Annotated in this window: 16 protein-coding genes; 4 read left to right on the forward strand and 12 right to left on the reverse strand. The window is 48.4% G+C overall.

What is annotated here, in order from left to right; all coding sequences use genetic code 11:
• Positions 1-36: 36 nt before the first annotated feature.
• From MK185_06210 to MK185_06240, 7 genes are all read right to left on the reverse strand, one after another.
• A complete protein-coding gene (locus MK185_06210; GenBank protein ID MCH2040210.1) occupies positions 37-528 on the reverse strand; it encodes a M48 family metallopeptidase in 492 nt (163 codons plus the stop codon).
• An 18-nt stretch (positions 529-546) separates the two neighbouring features.
• Positions 547-1,200: a helix-turn-helix domain-containing protein gene (locus tag MK185_06215; GenBank protein ID MCH2040211.1), complete on the reverse strand. Its 654-nt coding sequence runs from the start codon at positions 1,198-1,200 to the stop codon at positions 547-549.
• A gap of 118 nt (positions 1,201-1,318) precedes the next feature.
• On the reverse strand, positions 1,319-2,578 hold the full coding sequence (locus MK185_06220) for a DEAD/DEAH box helicase (GenBank protein ID MCH2040212.1): 1,260 nt from the start codon (positions 2,576-2,578) through the stop codon (positions 1,319-1,321).
• A 279-nt stretch (positions 2,579-2,857) separates the two neighbouring features.
• Entirely contained in the window at positions 2,858-3,445 is a 588-nt protein-coding gene (locus MK185_06225; protein MCH2040213.1) for a glutathione peroxidase, read from the reverse strand.
• 82 nt (positions 3,446-3,527) lie between these two features.
• Positions 3,528-3,920: a DUF2750 domain-containing protein gene (locus MK185_06230; protein ID MCH2040214.1), complete on the reverse strand. Its 393-nt coding sequence runs from the start codon at positions 3,918-3,920 to the stop codon at positions 3,528-3,530.
• 262 nt (positions 3,921-4,182) lie between these two features.
• Complete coding sequence (locus MK185_06235; protein ID MCH2040215.1) at positions 4,183-4,434, reverse strand: hypothetical protein; 252 nt, start codon at positions 4,432-4,434, stop codon at positions 4,183-4,185.
• A gap of 168 nt (positions 4,435-4,602) precedes the next feature.
• The gene (locus MK185_06240) at positions 4,603-5,895 is read right to left on the reverse strand and encodes an NCS2 family permease (protein MCH2040216.1); all 1,293 of its coding nucleotides are present in this window, start codon (positions 5,893-5,895) and stop codon (positions 4,603-4,605) included.
• 328 nt (positions 5,896-6,223) lie between these two features.
• Here MK185_06240 and MK185_06245 point away from each other — a divergent pair, with 328 nt between their 5' ends.
• Together MK185_06245 and MK185_06250 are read left to right on the forward strand one after the other, a co-directional pair.
• Positions 6,224-6,766 (forward strand): adenine phosphoribosyltransferase, encoded by a 543-nt coding sequence (locus tag MK185_06245; protein MCH2040217.1) that lies wholly within the window; start codon positions 6,224-6,226, stop codon positions 6,764-6,766.
• Between the two features lie 17 nt (positions 6,767-6,783).
• Positions 6,784-7,899 (forward strand): nucleoid-associated protein, encoded by a 1,116-nt coding sequence (locus MK185_06250; protein ID MCH2040218.1) that lies wholly within the window; start codon positions 6,784-6,786, stop codon positions 7,897-7,899.
• Here the strand turns inward: MK185_06250 and MK185_06255 are convergent.
• The 4 genes from MK185_06255 to MK185_06270 all read right to left on the reverse strand — a co-directional run bounded on the left by MK185_06255 (position 7,896) and on the right by MK185_06270 (position 11,003).
• Positions 7,896-8,657, reverse strand: coding sequence for a hypothetical protein (locus MK185_06255; GenBank protein MCH2040219.1), 762 nt, complete (start codon positions 8,655-8,657; stop codon positions 7,896-7,898). The two genes, MK185_06250 and MK185_06255, sit on opposite strands and share 4 nt — an antisense overlap.
• A gap of 91 nt (positions 8,658-8,748) precedes the next feature.
• Complete coding sequence (gene tcdA, locus MK185_06260) at positions 8,749-9,564, reverse strand: tRNA cyclic N6-threonylcarbamoyladenosine(37) synthase TcdA (GenBank protein MCH2040220.1); 816 nt, start codon at positions 9,562-9,564, stop codon at positions 8,749-8,751.
• A 46-nt stretch (positions 9,565-9,610) separates the two neighbouring features.
• Positions 9,611-10,270: a hypothetical protein gene (locus tag MK185_06265; GenBank protein ID MCH2040221.1), complete on the reverse strand. Its 660-nt coding sequence runs from the start codon at positions 10,268-10,270 to the stop codon at positions 9,611-9,613.
• 265 nt (positions 10,271-10,535) lie between these two features.
• Entirely contained in the window at positions 10,536-11,003 is a 468-nt protein-coding gene (locus tag MK185_06270) for an SUF system Fe-S cluster assembly regulator (protein ID MCH2040222.1), read from the reverse strand.
• Between the two features lie 107 nt (positions 11,004-11,110).
• On the opposite strand from MK185_06270, the gene MK185_06275 reads away from it, so the two are divergent.
• A complete protein-coding gene (locus MK185_06275) occupies positions 11,111-11,713 on the forward strand; it encodes a peptidylprolyl isomerase (GenBank protein ID MCH2040223.1) in 603 nt (200 codons plus the stop codon).
• Positions 11,714-11,831: 118 nt separating this feature from the next.
• Here MK185_06275 and MK185_06280 read toward each other — a convergent pair whose 3' ends face one another.
• On the reverse strand, positions 11,832-12,713 hold the full coding sequence (locus MK185_06280; GenBank protein ID MCH2040224.1) for an AEC family transporter: 882 nt from the start codon (positions 12,711-12,713) through the stop codon (positions 11,832-11,834).
• 169 nt (positions 12,714-12,882) lie between these two features.
• Between MK185_06280 and mnmC the strand changes: the two genes are divergently transcribed.
• Positions 12,883-14,928, forward strand: coding sequence for a bifunctional tRNA (5-methylaminomethyl-2-thiouridine)(34)-methyltransferase MnmD/FAD-dependent 5-carboxymethylaminomethyl-2-thiouridine(34) oxidoreductase MnmC (gene mnmC / locus MK185_06285; GenBank protein ID MCH2040225.1), 2,046 nt, complete (start codon positions 12,883-12,885; stop codon positions 14,926-14,928).
• Positions 14,929-14,943 lie beyond the last annotated feature (15 nt).

Consider the following 14,943-nt stretch of genomic DNA (forward strand, 5'->3'; position numbering starts at 1 on the left):
GGCCCCACAACAATCTGACGGCGGCTTTTTCCGAATTTATCGTGCAGCGGCATCCTGCCAGGTCAGCCATACCCGTAAATCAAACTCGAGCTGATGATAATCAGGCTCCATATGACAACAGAGATGATAAAACGCTTTGTTATGATCCATCTCTTTCAGATGAGCCAGCTCATGTACCACAATCATCCGTAAAAAGGCTTCAGGAGCATCACGGAAGCGGTTGTCGATATGAATTTCTTTTTTCGCTACCAGTTTACCGCCGTGGAGCCGAGAAATCCGCTTATGCAACCCAAGTGCATTATAGGCTGGCGCCTTATCGCTGTACTCCACCTTACTCAGCGGCGAGGACTTACGTAAATAGCGGTTTTTCAGCTCTATCGTATAATCGTACAACGCTTTATTACTGCGGATATTGTGAATACCAGGGTAGCGTTTTTTGAGTACCTCCCCCAGCTGGCCATTATCCAGCAGCTGTTGCACCTGATCAGTCAGGTGTGATGGGTAATGCTTTATGTATTCAGAAACCAAACCAGATCACCACGCGAATTAAACAGTGCGGGCTGACCAAACGATACGACCAACAACCGGGTTATCTTCCAGCGCGGTTAAATCCAGCTGCCAGCTGTCATAATCACGATTATCGCTGTTTACCTGAAGCTGTTTGCCTGTTTGCTGCAGCCGTTTGGTAACCAGTCCTCGCTCACTATTCAGCAAATACACTGCGTTGTTACGTACTGTACGTTGAGTCATATCCACCAACACCTGATCGCCATCAAACAGCGTCGGTTCCATGCTGTCACCGTCAACGGTAACAAACACCAACTGCTCACCACTGATACCCAGCTGCCGCGATAAAAACGATTTATTAAAGGTGAAATAATCTTCCACCGCTTCACTGTCGGTTAATGCACCGGCACCAGCACTGGCTTTTACATCAAACATTGGCGCCACTACCTGATCTCCTGGGTTTAGCACGCCAGCGGGATTGGCAGATTCATTCTGTTCGCCGGTCAACAGCCAGGTAATATCAACCCGGAATTCTTCGAACAGCTGCTGTAAATAGGCCATCGACGGTCGTCCTGAACCACGACAGATTTTATAAATATGGGACGCCGATTTTCCCGTCATCTCAGCAAATTGCTTCTTATTACCTGCCGCTAATTGATCAATCACGGTTTGAAAACGATACGCCAGGGACATAATTACTCCGGAACTCAAAAAACGGCTACTTCAGCTAACGGCAACCAAAATGGCGGGCGATTATACCCGCCGGAAATCGCATGTGGTAGCCAAAAACTCAGACTGCAATGAGGCCCGATTATTTACGGCGACGGCGGTTGCCACTGACTTTCCCATGCGCCCGTTGCTTAGCACGACGTTTCTGAGCACTGCGGCTGTTTTTATTATTTTCCGGAATATCGCGCGTCAGGTCTGGCTCATAACCTTCCAGCCATTGTTGTGGTAAGCGTGCATCAAGGATTACCTCAATTTCTTCCAGCAAATACTCTTCTCCCAGACTCATCAGCGTAATCGCGAGGCCATCATGCCCAGCCCGTCCGGTTCGGCCGATTCTGTGAATGTAGTCTTCGGCGATATAAGGCAAATCAAAATTAATGACCGTATTGAGCTGTGGAATATCGATACCTCGTGCAGCGACATCGGTAGCAACCAGCACCCGGGTTACTCCTTCTTTAAACGCCTCCAATACCCGTTCACGCGCCCCCTGGGATTTATCACCGTGAATCGCCTTAGTAGCCAGGCCGTCTTTGCACATTTCGACAGCCAGCTGATCAGCACCCTGTTTGGTTTTGACAAAAATCAGAACCTGGTGCCAGTTCTTACTGCCGATCAGGTGCGACACCAGCTCACGCTTACGTTCAGTATCCACCACATACACTTTTTGTTCGACAGTAACCGCAGCGGTGTTGCGTGCATCCACCTCAATCAATACCGGATCGGTCAATAATTGTTTACTCAGTTTGAATATTTCATCGCCAAAGGTTGCAGAAAAAAACAACGTCTGACGCTTACTGGGTAGTCGTTTCAGAATCTGCTGAATTTCGTCGATAAAACCCATGTCGAGCATCCGGTCAGCTTCATCAAACACCAGAGTCTGTAGCTGCGTTAAGTCCACTGCACGCTTAAACACCAGATCCAGCAATCTTCCGGGCGTAGCCACCAATACCTCACAGCCGTTTGCCAATGCTTCTAACTGAGGATTCAGGCTCACCCCACCGTATGCCAGTTCGATTCTGACAGATGTAAATTGAGCGTACTGGCAAAAACTTTTATGAACTTGCTGGGCCAGCTCACGTGTGGGCGTTAAAACCAGAACCTGCACCGCATTATTTTCAGCCAGCGCCTCCTTCTCTTTGGTGTGACTTGTCAATATGCGATTGAGCAATGGCAAAGCAAAGGCAGCGGTCTTACCAGTACCGGTTTGCGCACCTGCCATCACGTCAGCACCATTGGTAACCTCAGGAATTGCTTGTTGTTGAATAGGCGTTGGCTGCTGATATCCCAATTGCTTTAGCGCCTGCTGTAAATCCGGGTGCAATTGAGAAAAGGTGAAACTCATAATTAATCCGCTGATCGCTTAACAATAAACCGATTAGGTCACTCGGTTGCTGAAAGCGCGAGAGTAGCATATTTATAAGCTGTACTGTTCTTCGTCAGTCTTTGATTTGTAGTACGTATCCGGCCCATACATGTCTGTGTCTCCCAGGTTCGGATGCTTAGTGCGGCGCAGCAACACTCAAAGGAGAATGGGATTAAACCGATTTATGCAGGGGATTTGAGAATGCCATCATTTTATGAATAAGGGCAGGAAGAACCTGCCCCGAAACCAGCCGACTGGCTAATTCAACAGCGCTTCAATATCGCCTTCATCGGGCATAAAGAAGCTTGAGTTTGAGCTGACGATCTTTCCATCCGCCCCCACCAGATACTTGTAGAAATTCCAGCGCGGTGCCACATCCTGGCGGGCCACTTCCAAGAACATAGGGTGCGCGCCATCGCCCTTCACCGGCACTGTTGACAGCATCGTAAAACTTACACCAAAGTTCTTAAAACAGATTTCTGCTGCTTTACCCTCGTCTTTATCTTCCTGATCGAAAGAATCAGAGGATACGCCCAAGACAACCAAACCCTGGTCTTTGTATTTCTTGTGCAGCGCTTCAAGATCGCCAAACTGATCGGTAAAACCGCAATGGCTGGCCGTATTTACCAACAGAACCGGCTTGCCTGCCGTCACTTCGCACACATCCAGAATTTTGGAACTGTGCAGCTTCTTCATTTTATGGTTAAAGATGGCTGGGCAATCCTTACTGGCGTCTGTTGCAACCGGCGTTGCATCGGCTCCAGACTCTGATTGACCAGCCATCGTGGCCAGCGGCATGAACGCTATCGAAAGACCCAGCGCAAGCTTTCTGAATATTGGCTTCATAGTTTGTTCCCACTCTGCATAACAATCTGGTTTATACAAGAGTTATACAAAGTTCAGAGGGGCTTGTCACTGGTCAAATGTGTCAGATTGATGCCAGTGCTTGGCGTAACCCTTCGTCCAGTTCGTGCGGATCCACCAATAAGGCTTCTTCTTTCAAATTTGGGAATACCACCAGCAAGGTTTCATCCTGCTCTAACCCCGGCGTCCAGCGTTCCAGCCAGACATCCAGCTCCACCGCTTTGGGCTGGCAATCATTCCACTCGCCGTTACACCATTCTTTGGCATAATCCGGGTGCGGCCATACCGGCAGGCAGTTCTCTCCCTCTTCCGAACTGATGGTCACCCAACCCTCGTCATTCGCCAGACTCCAGATTTCACCGAATTGTGCGGCTTTCTTAAGGAACAGCTCATAACGCTTGTTGTTGGATAATTTCAGGGTAGCCTGATGATCTTTCTGGCTCAGGGAATAACTCATAAAGGGGATACTTTCACAGCTATAAAAACGCCCTGCATAATACGCCTATTCAGCATGCAGGGCGATGCGGATTTGTAACCAGTGACATATGCTGAGCCTTGGCCTATAACCAGCAACTCACCACGAGGCATCATTAATGAAAAACCTATAAAACTATTTTCCAGAGATTGCTTTTTATTACTGATTTCATAGCCATTGAGGTACCGCCTTTGTCGAACATAAGGTTCGTCCCCAAGAAAATATCGACTATGATTTGTCGCTATCAGAAAGACACCCAGACCAATGATTCAAGTAACCCAGATATTGCAAATACAGGGGGATGGAATTCATCGTTGTGCCGAATATGCAGCAGTTTTATAACAACTTGCTCTGCAAAATTAATTGGAAGGGCCACAAGATCACCGGAGATGCGTTTAGGCGCTGGATCAGATTCCTTATCATTGCCGAAATCAATCTCACAACCAGACAGAAACAATAGTGCCAGGGTGATAGCAAGGTAGCGTAGCACTGCCATTGAAAGTCCTTTTCCTGCGGGCAAAAGAGAGTTTGAAGATTCAGAGTTATAACGTCAGAGGTGCGATTTTGACAGATCAATCAATTCCTCTGGGTTTGACCGCATGTAAAAAAGCCGCTGCCTTGTTAGCAAAGCAGCGGCTTTCTCATTGAGACCAGAAGCATTGAATCAGCCGACGAAAATCACTTTCGCCAGCAATAGCGCGGCAATCACAATCACACTGGTATTCAGTTCGTGTGCTTTTCCACCCAGCAGTTTGGCTGCCGCATAAGTGATGAATCCGAGGGTTACACCATGTGCAATCGAAAACGTCAGTGGTGTTAACAGCAACACGACGGCAACCGGAGCGGCTTCGGTCAGATCTTCCCATGCCACTTCTTTAAGCGTAAACATCATCAGAACCGACACATAAAAGATCGCGCCAGCCGTTGCGTAAGCCGGAATCATGCCAGCCAGAGGAGCGATGAAGATGCTCAACAGGAATAACAGGCCAACAGTGACAGCGGTTAAACCCGTGCGACCACCCGCAGCGACACCGGCAACACTTTCAATGTAACTGGTCGTCGTCGATGTACCCAGCGCCGCACCCGCTACCGTTGCAGAACTGTCGGCCAGTAACGCACGACCTAAGCGTGGGACTTCACCTTTTGAGGTGTTAAGGCCAGCACGCTCACTCACCGCGATCAGAGTGCCGGAGGTGTCAAACAAATCGACAAATAAGAAGGCGAAAATAACACTTAACATAGCAACATCTAACGCGGCTTTTACATCCATGGCCATGAACGTTGGTGCCAGTGATGGCGGAGCCGACACGACACCGGTGTATTCGACATTACCGGTTACCAGAGCAACGGCCGTTACCAGCAAGATCGCCAGCATGACTGCGCCAGGAATATTGCGCTGAACAAATGCCACAATCAGGAAGAAGCCCGTCAATGCCATGGCCGGACCAAATTCAGTGAGATCGCCAAGGCTTACGAGTGTAGCCGGATGGTCAACGATAATGCCAGCATTCTTCAGAGCAATCAGCGCCAGAAAAGCACCAATACCGGCAGCAATGGCTTTCTTCAATGTGGCCGGAATGGCATTGATAATCCACTCTCGTACTTTGAACAAGCTCAGTAATATGAAGATAACACCGGAGAGAAATACAGCACCCAGTGCCGTTTCCCAGCTGTGCCCCATGCCCAATACAACGCCGTAGGTAAAGAAGGCGTTTAAACCCATTCCCGGCGCCAGTGCTACCGGCAGATTTGCCCAGAATCCCATGATAAAACAGCCGATTGCCGCAGCCACACAGCTGGCAACAAACACAGCACCATGGTCCATCCCAGCATCTGCCAGCATCGCCGGGTTAACAAAGATGATATAAGCCATGGTCAGGTAGGTAGTAACACCGGCCAACATTTCAGTTTTTACCGATGTACCAAACCGGTTTAGCTGGAACAATTTTTCTAGCATTTTGCAGCACCTTTGTGTTCGAGGCTGAACCAGCCACCGAGAGGTCAAAATTTAATGAGACGGCGATTATACCGGTCAGACAGCATTCGCCAAGATTTACCGCTCAAATACCTGACCAACATGACAAATTTTCAAGTTGATCGGCGAATGGCCGATTACGAAGAACCACAGCGGGCCAAATAGCAATTGTTAAAAAGACCACCGGACTTCACATAACAGCGCTGCCCTGTCTAAGCGCGTCACAGTTCGTTAAAATGCGCGATTTCGTTCGACCGACAAGACAACTCTCGATCTGCTCACACCCAGCAGATTTGCTACCGGAGCCAATATGAGCCGCTACAGCCAGGAAATCAAAAACGCCATCCGTACCGTTCCAGACTGGCCTGAAGAGGGTGTGATGTTTCGTGACATCATGCCACTCCTGCAGGATGCCCAGGCCTTTCGTCTGTTGATTGATAGCTTTGTTCACCGCTATCAGAACATGCAACTCGACGCGATCGCTGCGATTGATGCTCGTGGATTTATTCTTGGTGCACCACTCGCCTACGAATTGGGGTTAAGCCTGGTGCCGGTGCGTAAAAAAGGAAAGCTGCCATTTGAAACCATCACACAGGATTACAGCCTGGAATACGGCAGCGCTACCATTGAATTGCATACCGATGCATTTAAAGCTGGTGATCGTGTATTGGTAATGGATGACTTAATCGCTACAGGTGGTACTATGCTGGCCGCTTGTGAGCTGGTGAAGAAACTGGGTGCTGACGTAGTGGAAACCGCTGCAATCATCGACCTGCCAGACCTCAAAGGCGGCGAAAAACTGCGTCAGGCCGGTTTTGCCGTTTACGCTATTTGTGAATTTGAAGGCCTCTGAAACGGAGCCGGAGTTTTATGACCATACGCCACTTTGTTACGCATCAGATCAGTAAAGATCCGAAAGAACCGGCTGCCGCTCTTCACTGCAGCGAACAGGAAGCCAACTTCGACGACGAACACAGTGAGCGTTTTTACTCCCAGGCAACCAGTCAGCTAAAAGGGATTCTGACCCAGCGCGCCGGTAAACGTTATGGTGCCTTCCACCCGGAGGTCACCCTGATGCGGGCGCAAATCCAGGACTGGAAAGGTGATCGGCAGAACTTTATGTCGCTCACCCGCCGCCTGAGTAAATACTTCGCCAACAGCCTTGATAACACAGAGTTTGCGATCGACGGCTACCTCGCCTTTATATACGAGGAACTGGCCGACAGCGATCGGTTTTATGTATTTCATTTACGCCGCAAAACCAGCGTGTCCATCAACAGCGATATGACATTGTCTGAAACCCACTATATCGATTTCTCAAATACCGGCTTCGGAGTCATGATCAACCTGACTGATTGGCTGGTGCAGGAAGAAGAAAAGTACATTACCTTCAGTTTTGGTCGAGCTGACAAACCGCTGCAAAATCAGTTTGGTGATTTTATGGGGTTTACCGACACATTAGACACCGCAGCAGAAACTGAAGCATTTTTACAAATTGTTGATGAATTCAGTCAGAATCTTCCAGCAGAACAAAGCTTCGAATACAAAAGCAAGGTCGTCGATTACTGCATAGAACAGGATAAGCGCGGCGAAGTCGTCGATTTTACGGATCTTGCAGATTACGTTGAATCGCAAATGGAATCGAAACCGGAAAGCAAAACTGGTGAGAACTTTTCACACTATATTGTTGAAAAACAAAAAGAGCGTCAGGCTACTCAACCCGCATTAACCCCTGAGGAAATGGCAGAACAAGGCGCACCAACGTCTCAGGTCGCAGAAGCAATTAAAACGGAATTAATTCCAGACCGTAAAAAGCTGAAGAGTTTTATTCGCTACAGTGGTAAAAACAAAGACATAAGTCTCAGCTTTTCGGCGGCTATGTTGGAAGATGATGTGGTATTTGACGGCGTTAACAACCGTCTCCAGATTAATAAACTGCCAGAATCTCTGATCAAACAACTCAAAGCACAAAACGACAAAGACTAATAAGATTCGCCAGCAAGTAACTCATCGGAAATATTGGTTTGTATCAGGGTGCGTAATGAGCTGGCGGTCCGCCGAACAATAAAAACTGCCGATCTTTGATTGTAATCCAGCACCGTTTTTTCGATAAATCTCCATTTACGTGTCAGTGCTTTCGCCAGGGCAGCGTCATCTGCCTTGAGGTTTTGCACCTCTGCTTTGAACATATCATTATAATTTTCAATACCGGTTTCGGGTACGGATAGTCCGCCAAATACATTGATATTGTAAAAGGTATAGCCAGCCACAACTTGCTCAAGGTGAATCAAAGACATCAGCAATGGTTTTTTATCTGCCACGATGTCACCTTCCGCCGTGTCCGTTTTAGCGCTATTCAGTGCCTCTACCAAATTCTGCTGCAAAACTTCGTAGCGACGTGGAAATTTAACCAAATCAGCCTGTTCATTATTGATCAGATCGGAGTAAACAAAACGTGTCAGTACTTGCCAGTGCTTAGCAACCATCGGCCAACGGGATTCAAAACCGGCAACGAGTTTATTACCGTTTTGCAAAGTTGCTTCAAGGTCCTTTAGAGAATTGCGATCATTTTCGCTATAGATATAGCCGCTTGTATCACCGAGAGTGCGATAGACGGTCGCCTCGAATAACAACAGCGAGTAACTTTGTTGTGCGGATTCCGACTGGCAATGAGCTGCGAACATTATGCTCAAAGCGACAAGTGTCGTTGCGATATGGTGAAAAAGGCGTTCCATGGCACCCACTCGGTTATTATTATGACCTAACATGCTACGGCGACGAAGCGAGATAATCAATCATTAGCATTAAGCAAATGGTCTCACACTAAGTCTATATTCAGCTTTTCTTACCGGCATCCCTGGCAATTCGCTCTATCACACGGGACGCAGCAACAAAGCCAAAGGTTCCTGTTACCATGGTGGCCGAGCCAAACCCAGACGAACAATCCAATCGGGTACTGTCACCGGCAAAGGATTTAGTTTGGCAAACACTGCCATCCGCCTGGGGGTATGAAAGTTGTTCGCTGGAAAACACACAAGGAACAGAATAATTACGAGAGGCGTTGCGTGAGAAATTGTATTCCCGACGTAAAAGCGAACGAACTTTTCGTGCTAGCGGATCATTGAACGTCTTGTTGAGATCACCAATCTGGATTTGTGTCGGATCGATCTGGCCGCCCGCAGCGCCGGTTGTCACAATCCGGATTTTATTTCGCTTACAATGAGCGATCAGCGCCGCTTTATTTTTTACGCTATCAATGCAATCAATGACGTAATCAAAATCCGAATGAATTAACTCACGCTGATTCGCTGCCGTCACAAACGCCATTTTGCTGTGCACAATCACTTCAGGGTTAATGGCTTTAAGTCGCTGCGCGACCGCCTCTGTCTTCAACTGGCCAACATTGGATTTCAGTGCATGAATCTGACGATTGGTATTTGTCACACAAATGTCGTCCATATCGATCAGTGTGATTTCACCTACACCAGAGCGCACCAAGGCCTCAGCGGCCCAGGAGCCCACACCACCTATTCCAACCACACAGACGTGGGCATTGGCCAATCGCAGCAAGCCATCGTTACCATACAGACGACCAATACCACCAAAACGATCAATATATTCGGGAGTCAGAGAAGAAAAATCGGCGCTCATCACACTTTCGGACAGATAAATTGAAGGCGAAAGTATACCACCATTGCTAAGAAGCGTTACTTGCCAGTGTCGTGCCTTGTTGCGGTAAGCGTAACCAGCGGGCAGTCTGAGAGATACGATGTAGCGTTGGTTCACCACGGTCAAATGTTCGTTGAATCCCCCGAAGAGTATCTTTTGGCAACTTGCCAAGCAGCCCGTGCTTGAGGGCCGGTACCGGGGCAATTTTTGCTGTAAGAACCGTCACCAGAGTGTTCAGAAAGTCAGCGGATAATCGCGCGTGCTCGTGATAATTGATGCTCAGCGATACATGATCTTTTTGCTGCTTAAGAACAATATGGTCATATTGCCGCAGGGAGCCTCTGACCGCTCCCAGAAACCGGACAAAATCCTGCTGACCTTGCAACGAATCCTGGTCAATCACAGATAGCGCATCGGTCCAAAGCTGGCGAAAACGACGCTGACTGATACTCGACTCAACCACTTTAAATTCCAGGCGCATCGGTAACGCCGGAGTCTCCGCAGCAATACTGCCTGATTCTTTGCTACTCAGGTCGTCTCGTTCGTAACGATCCTGAGTATACAGCGCCGCTACAAACCAGGGTTTATCCAGCGTTTCAAACAGTCCCACCCCTTTCAGATCAGCCGCCTGAACCGCTAGGGTGAACGTCATAGTGAGTAGCAAAAACAGCGCTTTTCTCACGGTCATTTTTTACCTCGTTTTACATTTCGACCGACTTGGTCATCATGCGTTTTTATGAATTATTCCAGCAACGACCAAATACGCCATCTTGACCCTAGCTCGTCAAACGACCGTCACTTAGGCCAACTATCCACATAAGCAATTGATTTTAAACATCTTTATATTTCGGATAAAAACCGAGCGGCAACGTGACAGACCCAAATTGAGACACAGTTCATAAACATCCAAACCACCATCAGGCAGCCATGCTTTCATTGTGAAGAGATAAGATTCAGAGATTAACCAGATTGATGCGACCCGATGGATCAACCAGATCACGATGCAGCCGATCCTGCATTTCTGGCTTACGGACATCCTCAAGCGTTACCCGGGCCAGCACCTGCATCAATAGCTTATTGATGCCACCCCAACTGCTCGACAGCGAACAATTTTCGATAATATCGCACTGATGATCGTCAACCGAACATTCTGTTAAGGCTACAGGACCTTCAAATGCCTGCACCACATCAAGAATCCGGATTTGCTCAGGAGCTAGTGCAAGGCGATACCCACCCTTTGCACCTCGTTGAGCAATCACCAGCCCCGCATCGGCCAGCGCTTTCATCACCTTACGGACGGTCGGTATCGGCAACACCGTCGCCTCCGCAATATCTTCGGACGATTGCTTTACCGACCCAGCACGAGCCAGGTGATCGAGCACCACTACCCCGTAATCTGTCAGCTTACCAATCTTTAACATTCGCCTGCCCCATTGTCGCTGAATGTGATGATACCATGAAGCAACTTCACAAATGCAGTCGCTTACATTAGCGTATCGACACTTATAAAAACTCCATGGAGAGAACTATGCGCCCTATGGCCAAAATTTTTATTCTGACCACCAGCTTACTGGCAACACTGATGTCATTTTCAGCAAACGCAGCCGATAGCGAAGCGTCAACAAAAGAGGCAGCGAAGCAGGCTGAAAACGTGGTGACGGTTGTCCTCAAAACCAGTCAGGGTGATATCCAACTGGAATTGGACCGTGCCAAAGCACCCATCAGTGTTGAAAACTTCCTGACCTATATCGAATCAGATCACTACGACGGCACCATTTTCCACCGTGTTATCCGCAACTTCATGATTCAGGGCGGCGGTTTCGATGAAAACATGATCCGCAAAGCAACGCTGCCAGCAATCAAAAACGAAGCCAAGAACGGTTTAAAAAATAATCGTGGTACCATCGCTATGGCACGCACAGGTCAGGTTGACAGCGCTACCAGCCAGTTTTTTATCAACACCAAAAATAATGACTTCCTGAACCATGGTTTCCGTGATTATGGTTATGCTGTATTTGGTAAAGTGACTCAGGGAATGGAAGTCGTCGATAAGATTGAAAGCACGGCTACCGGTGCTCGCGACGTTCCGGTTGAGCCAATAGTGATTAAGGACGTCATTGTCAAAAAATAATACCTTTGAAATTAAAAAGCGCGACGGGTTGTGTCGCGCTTTTTAATACTGATCAGTTAACAGCAGCAATACATCGACTCTAATACTGTTGAAATCAGCCGCGACACATTCCGAAAATTCAAAGCAACCACCACAGAAGCGCAGGCACAGAAGCAAAAGAAATCAGCGTCGACATAACCACCATACCCGCTACCGCTTCCGGTTCACGCTGATACCGCTCGGCAAACAGGTAATTGAATACAGCTACTGGCATCGACGCCTGAATAATTACAATCCCTTTCTCAGTTCCTTCCAGACCCAGTAACCATGCAACCAGCAGCCCCACAAGTAAGCCACCACCGATACGCATCACACTGTAAAATACGGCTTGCTGCCACTGACCAACCTGCAGCCGTTGTAACGAAACACCCAGCGTAATTAACATCAACGGAATGGTCATGCCACCGAGTAATTCGACCGAATTTTTCACCGGAGCAGGCAGAGACAAATCAAATGCGAGCAAACTGACTCCCAAGACGATGGCATACAAAATAGGCATCTTCATCATGCCCTTTAAACCACCAGCGTCACGTCCACCGGCTAATAAAATACCGGCTGGAAAATGTGCCACTGACAACACCATAAAAAATGCCAGGGCTAACGCCAGGCCCTCTTCACCAAACGCCAGCATACAAATGGGCAGCCCCATATTGCCAACATTCGGGAACATAAATGATGGTAAAAAAGCCCGCACATCATCACCACGTAGCCACGGAATTAAGCAACCCAAGATACCCATCACAGCAGCAATCAGAATGCAGGCAAGCGCTGTCCTCTGAAAAGCCTGAATATCCAGTTCAACACTGCTGAGTACCGACAGCATCAGACACGGAGCACCGACCTGCAATACCAGCCGGGAGATAAACTCCGGATCAAAGTCATAACCCGACTTTGCCCAATAAAAACCGATGGCGGCACAAAAAAGTACTGGCGCCATCACAGAAAAGATTTCATATAACATAGGCGAATGCTACAACAAGCGCGCCTGCCTAAACAGCAGCTTAACGTCGATCGCCAACCTTCTTTAATAAGATACCTGCACTTTACCCACAGTAAGGCCGAATTTATTAGATTAGAGCAGTAACTATAGATAAAATAACAGCATATCGAACCTTATGTAGTCAGCCACAGTGTCTAAACCAAATACCCCATCAAACACTCAGAACAGCCAACCGCTCACCAGTCCGGATCTGAGCTGGAATGATCAGGGGTTGCCAGTATCACAGCAGTTCGATGACCCCTACTTTTCTGTTGAAGATGGCCTGAATGAAAGCCGCTATGTATTTTTACAACACAACGACTTACCACAACGCTGGGAAAACTGGCGCGGCGAGTTTGGTATTATCGAAACCGGTTTTGGCACCGGTTTGAATTTTCTGATGACCTGGCAAAGTTTTACCCTGTCTCGCCAGCAATCCGGTAATGACGATATCTGGCTACATTACACCAGCATCGAAAAGTTCCCACTCAATAAACAGGAACTCCAACAAGCGATGGCACTCTGGCCTGAGCTTAGTGAATTCACTGAATTATTATTGCAACAATATCCGCTAGCTATTAACGGCTTCCATCATTTAATCTGGCCTGAGTATAAAGTTCAGCTGACACTGATCTTTAATGACGTTCACGATGCATTACCGCAAATAAATGGTCCGGTGCATGCGTGGTATCTGGATGGTTTTGCGCCCTCAAAAAATCCGCAAATGTGGACCGATGGTTTATTCCGACAAATGCGGCGAATTAATGCATTACATCCACATCAAGAATCAACCATAGCAACCTTCACAGCGGCTGGGATTGTTCGGCGAGGTCTGAAAGGCGCAGGCTTTGATGTAAAAAAGGTGGTGGGTTTTGGCCGCAAACGAGAAATGCTGACCGGTATTTATCGACAATGCAATGGGCCGGAACTCCCACCACTAAAATGGCTTAAACCGTGGTTATTGCACACCAATTCCCTCGGTTCTCGGTCTCCCCAAAAGGTGACGATTATTGGCGCAGGCCTGGCAGGCTGTACGACCGCACGAGCGTTAGCGGAACGCGGCATCGAAGTACAGATTATTGATCGTAACGGCATCGCCGCAGCGGCCTCAGGCAATCCTCAGGGTGGTTTATACGTGAAACTGGCTGCCGGAGATAACGCCGTGCATACCGATTTTTATCTGGCGGCTTATCAGAGCAGCTTGCGGCATGTCGTGAACGTGCTTGGCCAGGGTAAAGACGAAGGCAGCTGGAAAAACTGCGGTGTTTTACAGCTGGCATATGACGAAAAAGAAGCTCGCCGCCAACAAAAGTTTCTTGCCGCGCAATCGTATCCCGAAGCGCTGGTGCGTGCAGTAACAGCTGAACAAGCGAGTGATCTAGCTGGCTGCCCACAATCCAGCGGTGGATTATTTTTTCCGCAGGCCGGCTGGGTTTCTCCAGTGGAATTTTGCCAGCAATTAATTGATCACCCAGCTATACACTTTGAGCAAATCGATGTCCAGGCGCTGACAAGAAACGCCGAGGGCTGGACATTAATAAACAGTGCAGGCGATCCACTGGTTTGTCAGCAATTGGTCATTGCCAGCGCATTCGAAGCTAAGCAGCTGTTACCTGAGGCGTATTTGCCGGTTAAACGCATTCGTGGTCAGTTAACAATTCTTGATGCCAGCCTGGTGCCAGACATCGATACGGTCCTCTGTGCCCGGTCTTATATGGCGCCGTCTAAGCTGGGGTTAACTTGCCTTGGTGCAACGTACAATCTGAATGATGACGACGAAGACGTTCGCGCCAGTGATCATCAGACCAATCTCGGCCATCTCAGCGATTTTGGTCCGGCCTGGAAAGATATTGATCATGACGCTGTGGCACAAGGTCGCGTGGGCTTCCGCTGCACCACGCCGGACTACCTGCCGATGGTCGGCCAGCTTCCGATGACCGAAGCCTTTATTGAGGCGTTCCGGCCAATGGTTAAAAATGCCAAACACGTACCCGCAATTGAGGCACCTCAGCTACCCGGTTTATGGCTCAACATCGGCCATGGATCACGTGGCTTAGCGTCGACACCGCTGTGTGCTCAACTTTTGGCAGCACAAATAACGACAGGAGCGCTTCCACTCAGCATGGCGATTCAGGAAGCCCTATGGCCAGGACGTTTTTTATTGCGGGATATGCAAAGAAGAAAGATCGGCTGTTAAAAGCAGCAATCAGTG

Source organism: Saccharospirillaceae bacterium (assembly GCA_022448365.1).
In the GTDB taxonomy this organism is placed as follows: Bacteria; Pseudomonadota; Gammaproteobacteria; order Pseudomonadales; family Oceanobacteraceae; genus Bacterioplanoides.

Excerpts from the sequence above, each read along its gene's own strand:
- MK185_06275 (MCH2040223.1), top strand. The coding sequence starts at position 11,111 with ATGCGCCCTATGGCCAAAATTTTTATTCTGACCACCAGCTTACTGGCA.
- MK185_06235 (MCH2040215.1), bottom strand. The coding sequence starts at position 4,434 with ATGGCAGTGCTACGCTACCTTGCTATCACCCTGGCACTATTGTTTCTG.
- MK185_06215 (MCH2040211.1), bottom strand. The coding sequence starts at position 1,200 with ATGTCCCTGGCGTATCGTTTTCAAACCGTGATTGATCAATTAGCGGCA.
- MK185_06225 (MCH2040213.1), bottom strand. The coding sequence starts at position 3,445 with ATGAAGCCAATATTCAGAAAGCTTGCGCTGGGTCTTTCGATAGCGTTC.
- MK185_06265 (MCH2040221.1), bottom strand. The coding sequence starts at position 10,270 with ATGACCGTGAGAAAAGCGCTGTTTTTGCTACTCACTATGACGTTCACC.
- MK185_06245 (MCH2040217.1), top strand. The coding sequence starts at position 6,224 with ATGAGCCGCTACAGCCAGGAAATCAAAAACGCCATCCGTACCGTTCCA.
- MK185_06230 (MCH2040214.1), bottom strand. The coding sequence starts at position 3,920 with ATGAGTTATTCCCTGAGCCAGAAAGATCATCAGGCTACCCTGAAATTA.
- MK185_06240 (MCH2040216.1), bottom strand. The coding sequence starts at position 5,895 with ATGCTAGAAAAATTGTTCCAGCTAAACCGGTTTGGTACATCGGTAAAA.
- MK185_06250 (MCH2040218.1), top strand. The coding sequence starts at position 6,784 with ATGACCATACGCCACTTTGTTACGCATCAGATCAGTAAAGATCCGAAA.
- MK185_06280 (MCH2040224.1), bottom strand. The coding sequence starts at position 12,713 with ATGTTATATGAAATCTTTTCTGTGATGGCGCCAGTACTTTTTTGTGCC.
- MK185_06270 (MCH2040222.1), bottom strand. The coding sequence starts at position 11,003 with ATGTTAAAGATTGGTAAGCTGACAGATTACGGGGTAGTGGTGCTCGAT.
- MK185_06220 (MCH2040212.1), bottom strand. The coding sequence starts at position 2,578 with ATGAGTTTCACCTTTTCTCAATTGCACCCGGATTTACAGCAGGCGCTA.
- tcdA (MCH2040220.1), bottom strand. The coding sequence starts at position 9,564 with ATGAGCGCCGATTTTTCTTCTCTGACTCCCGAATATATTGATCGTTTT.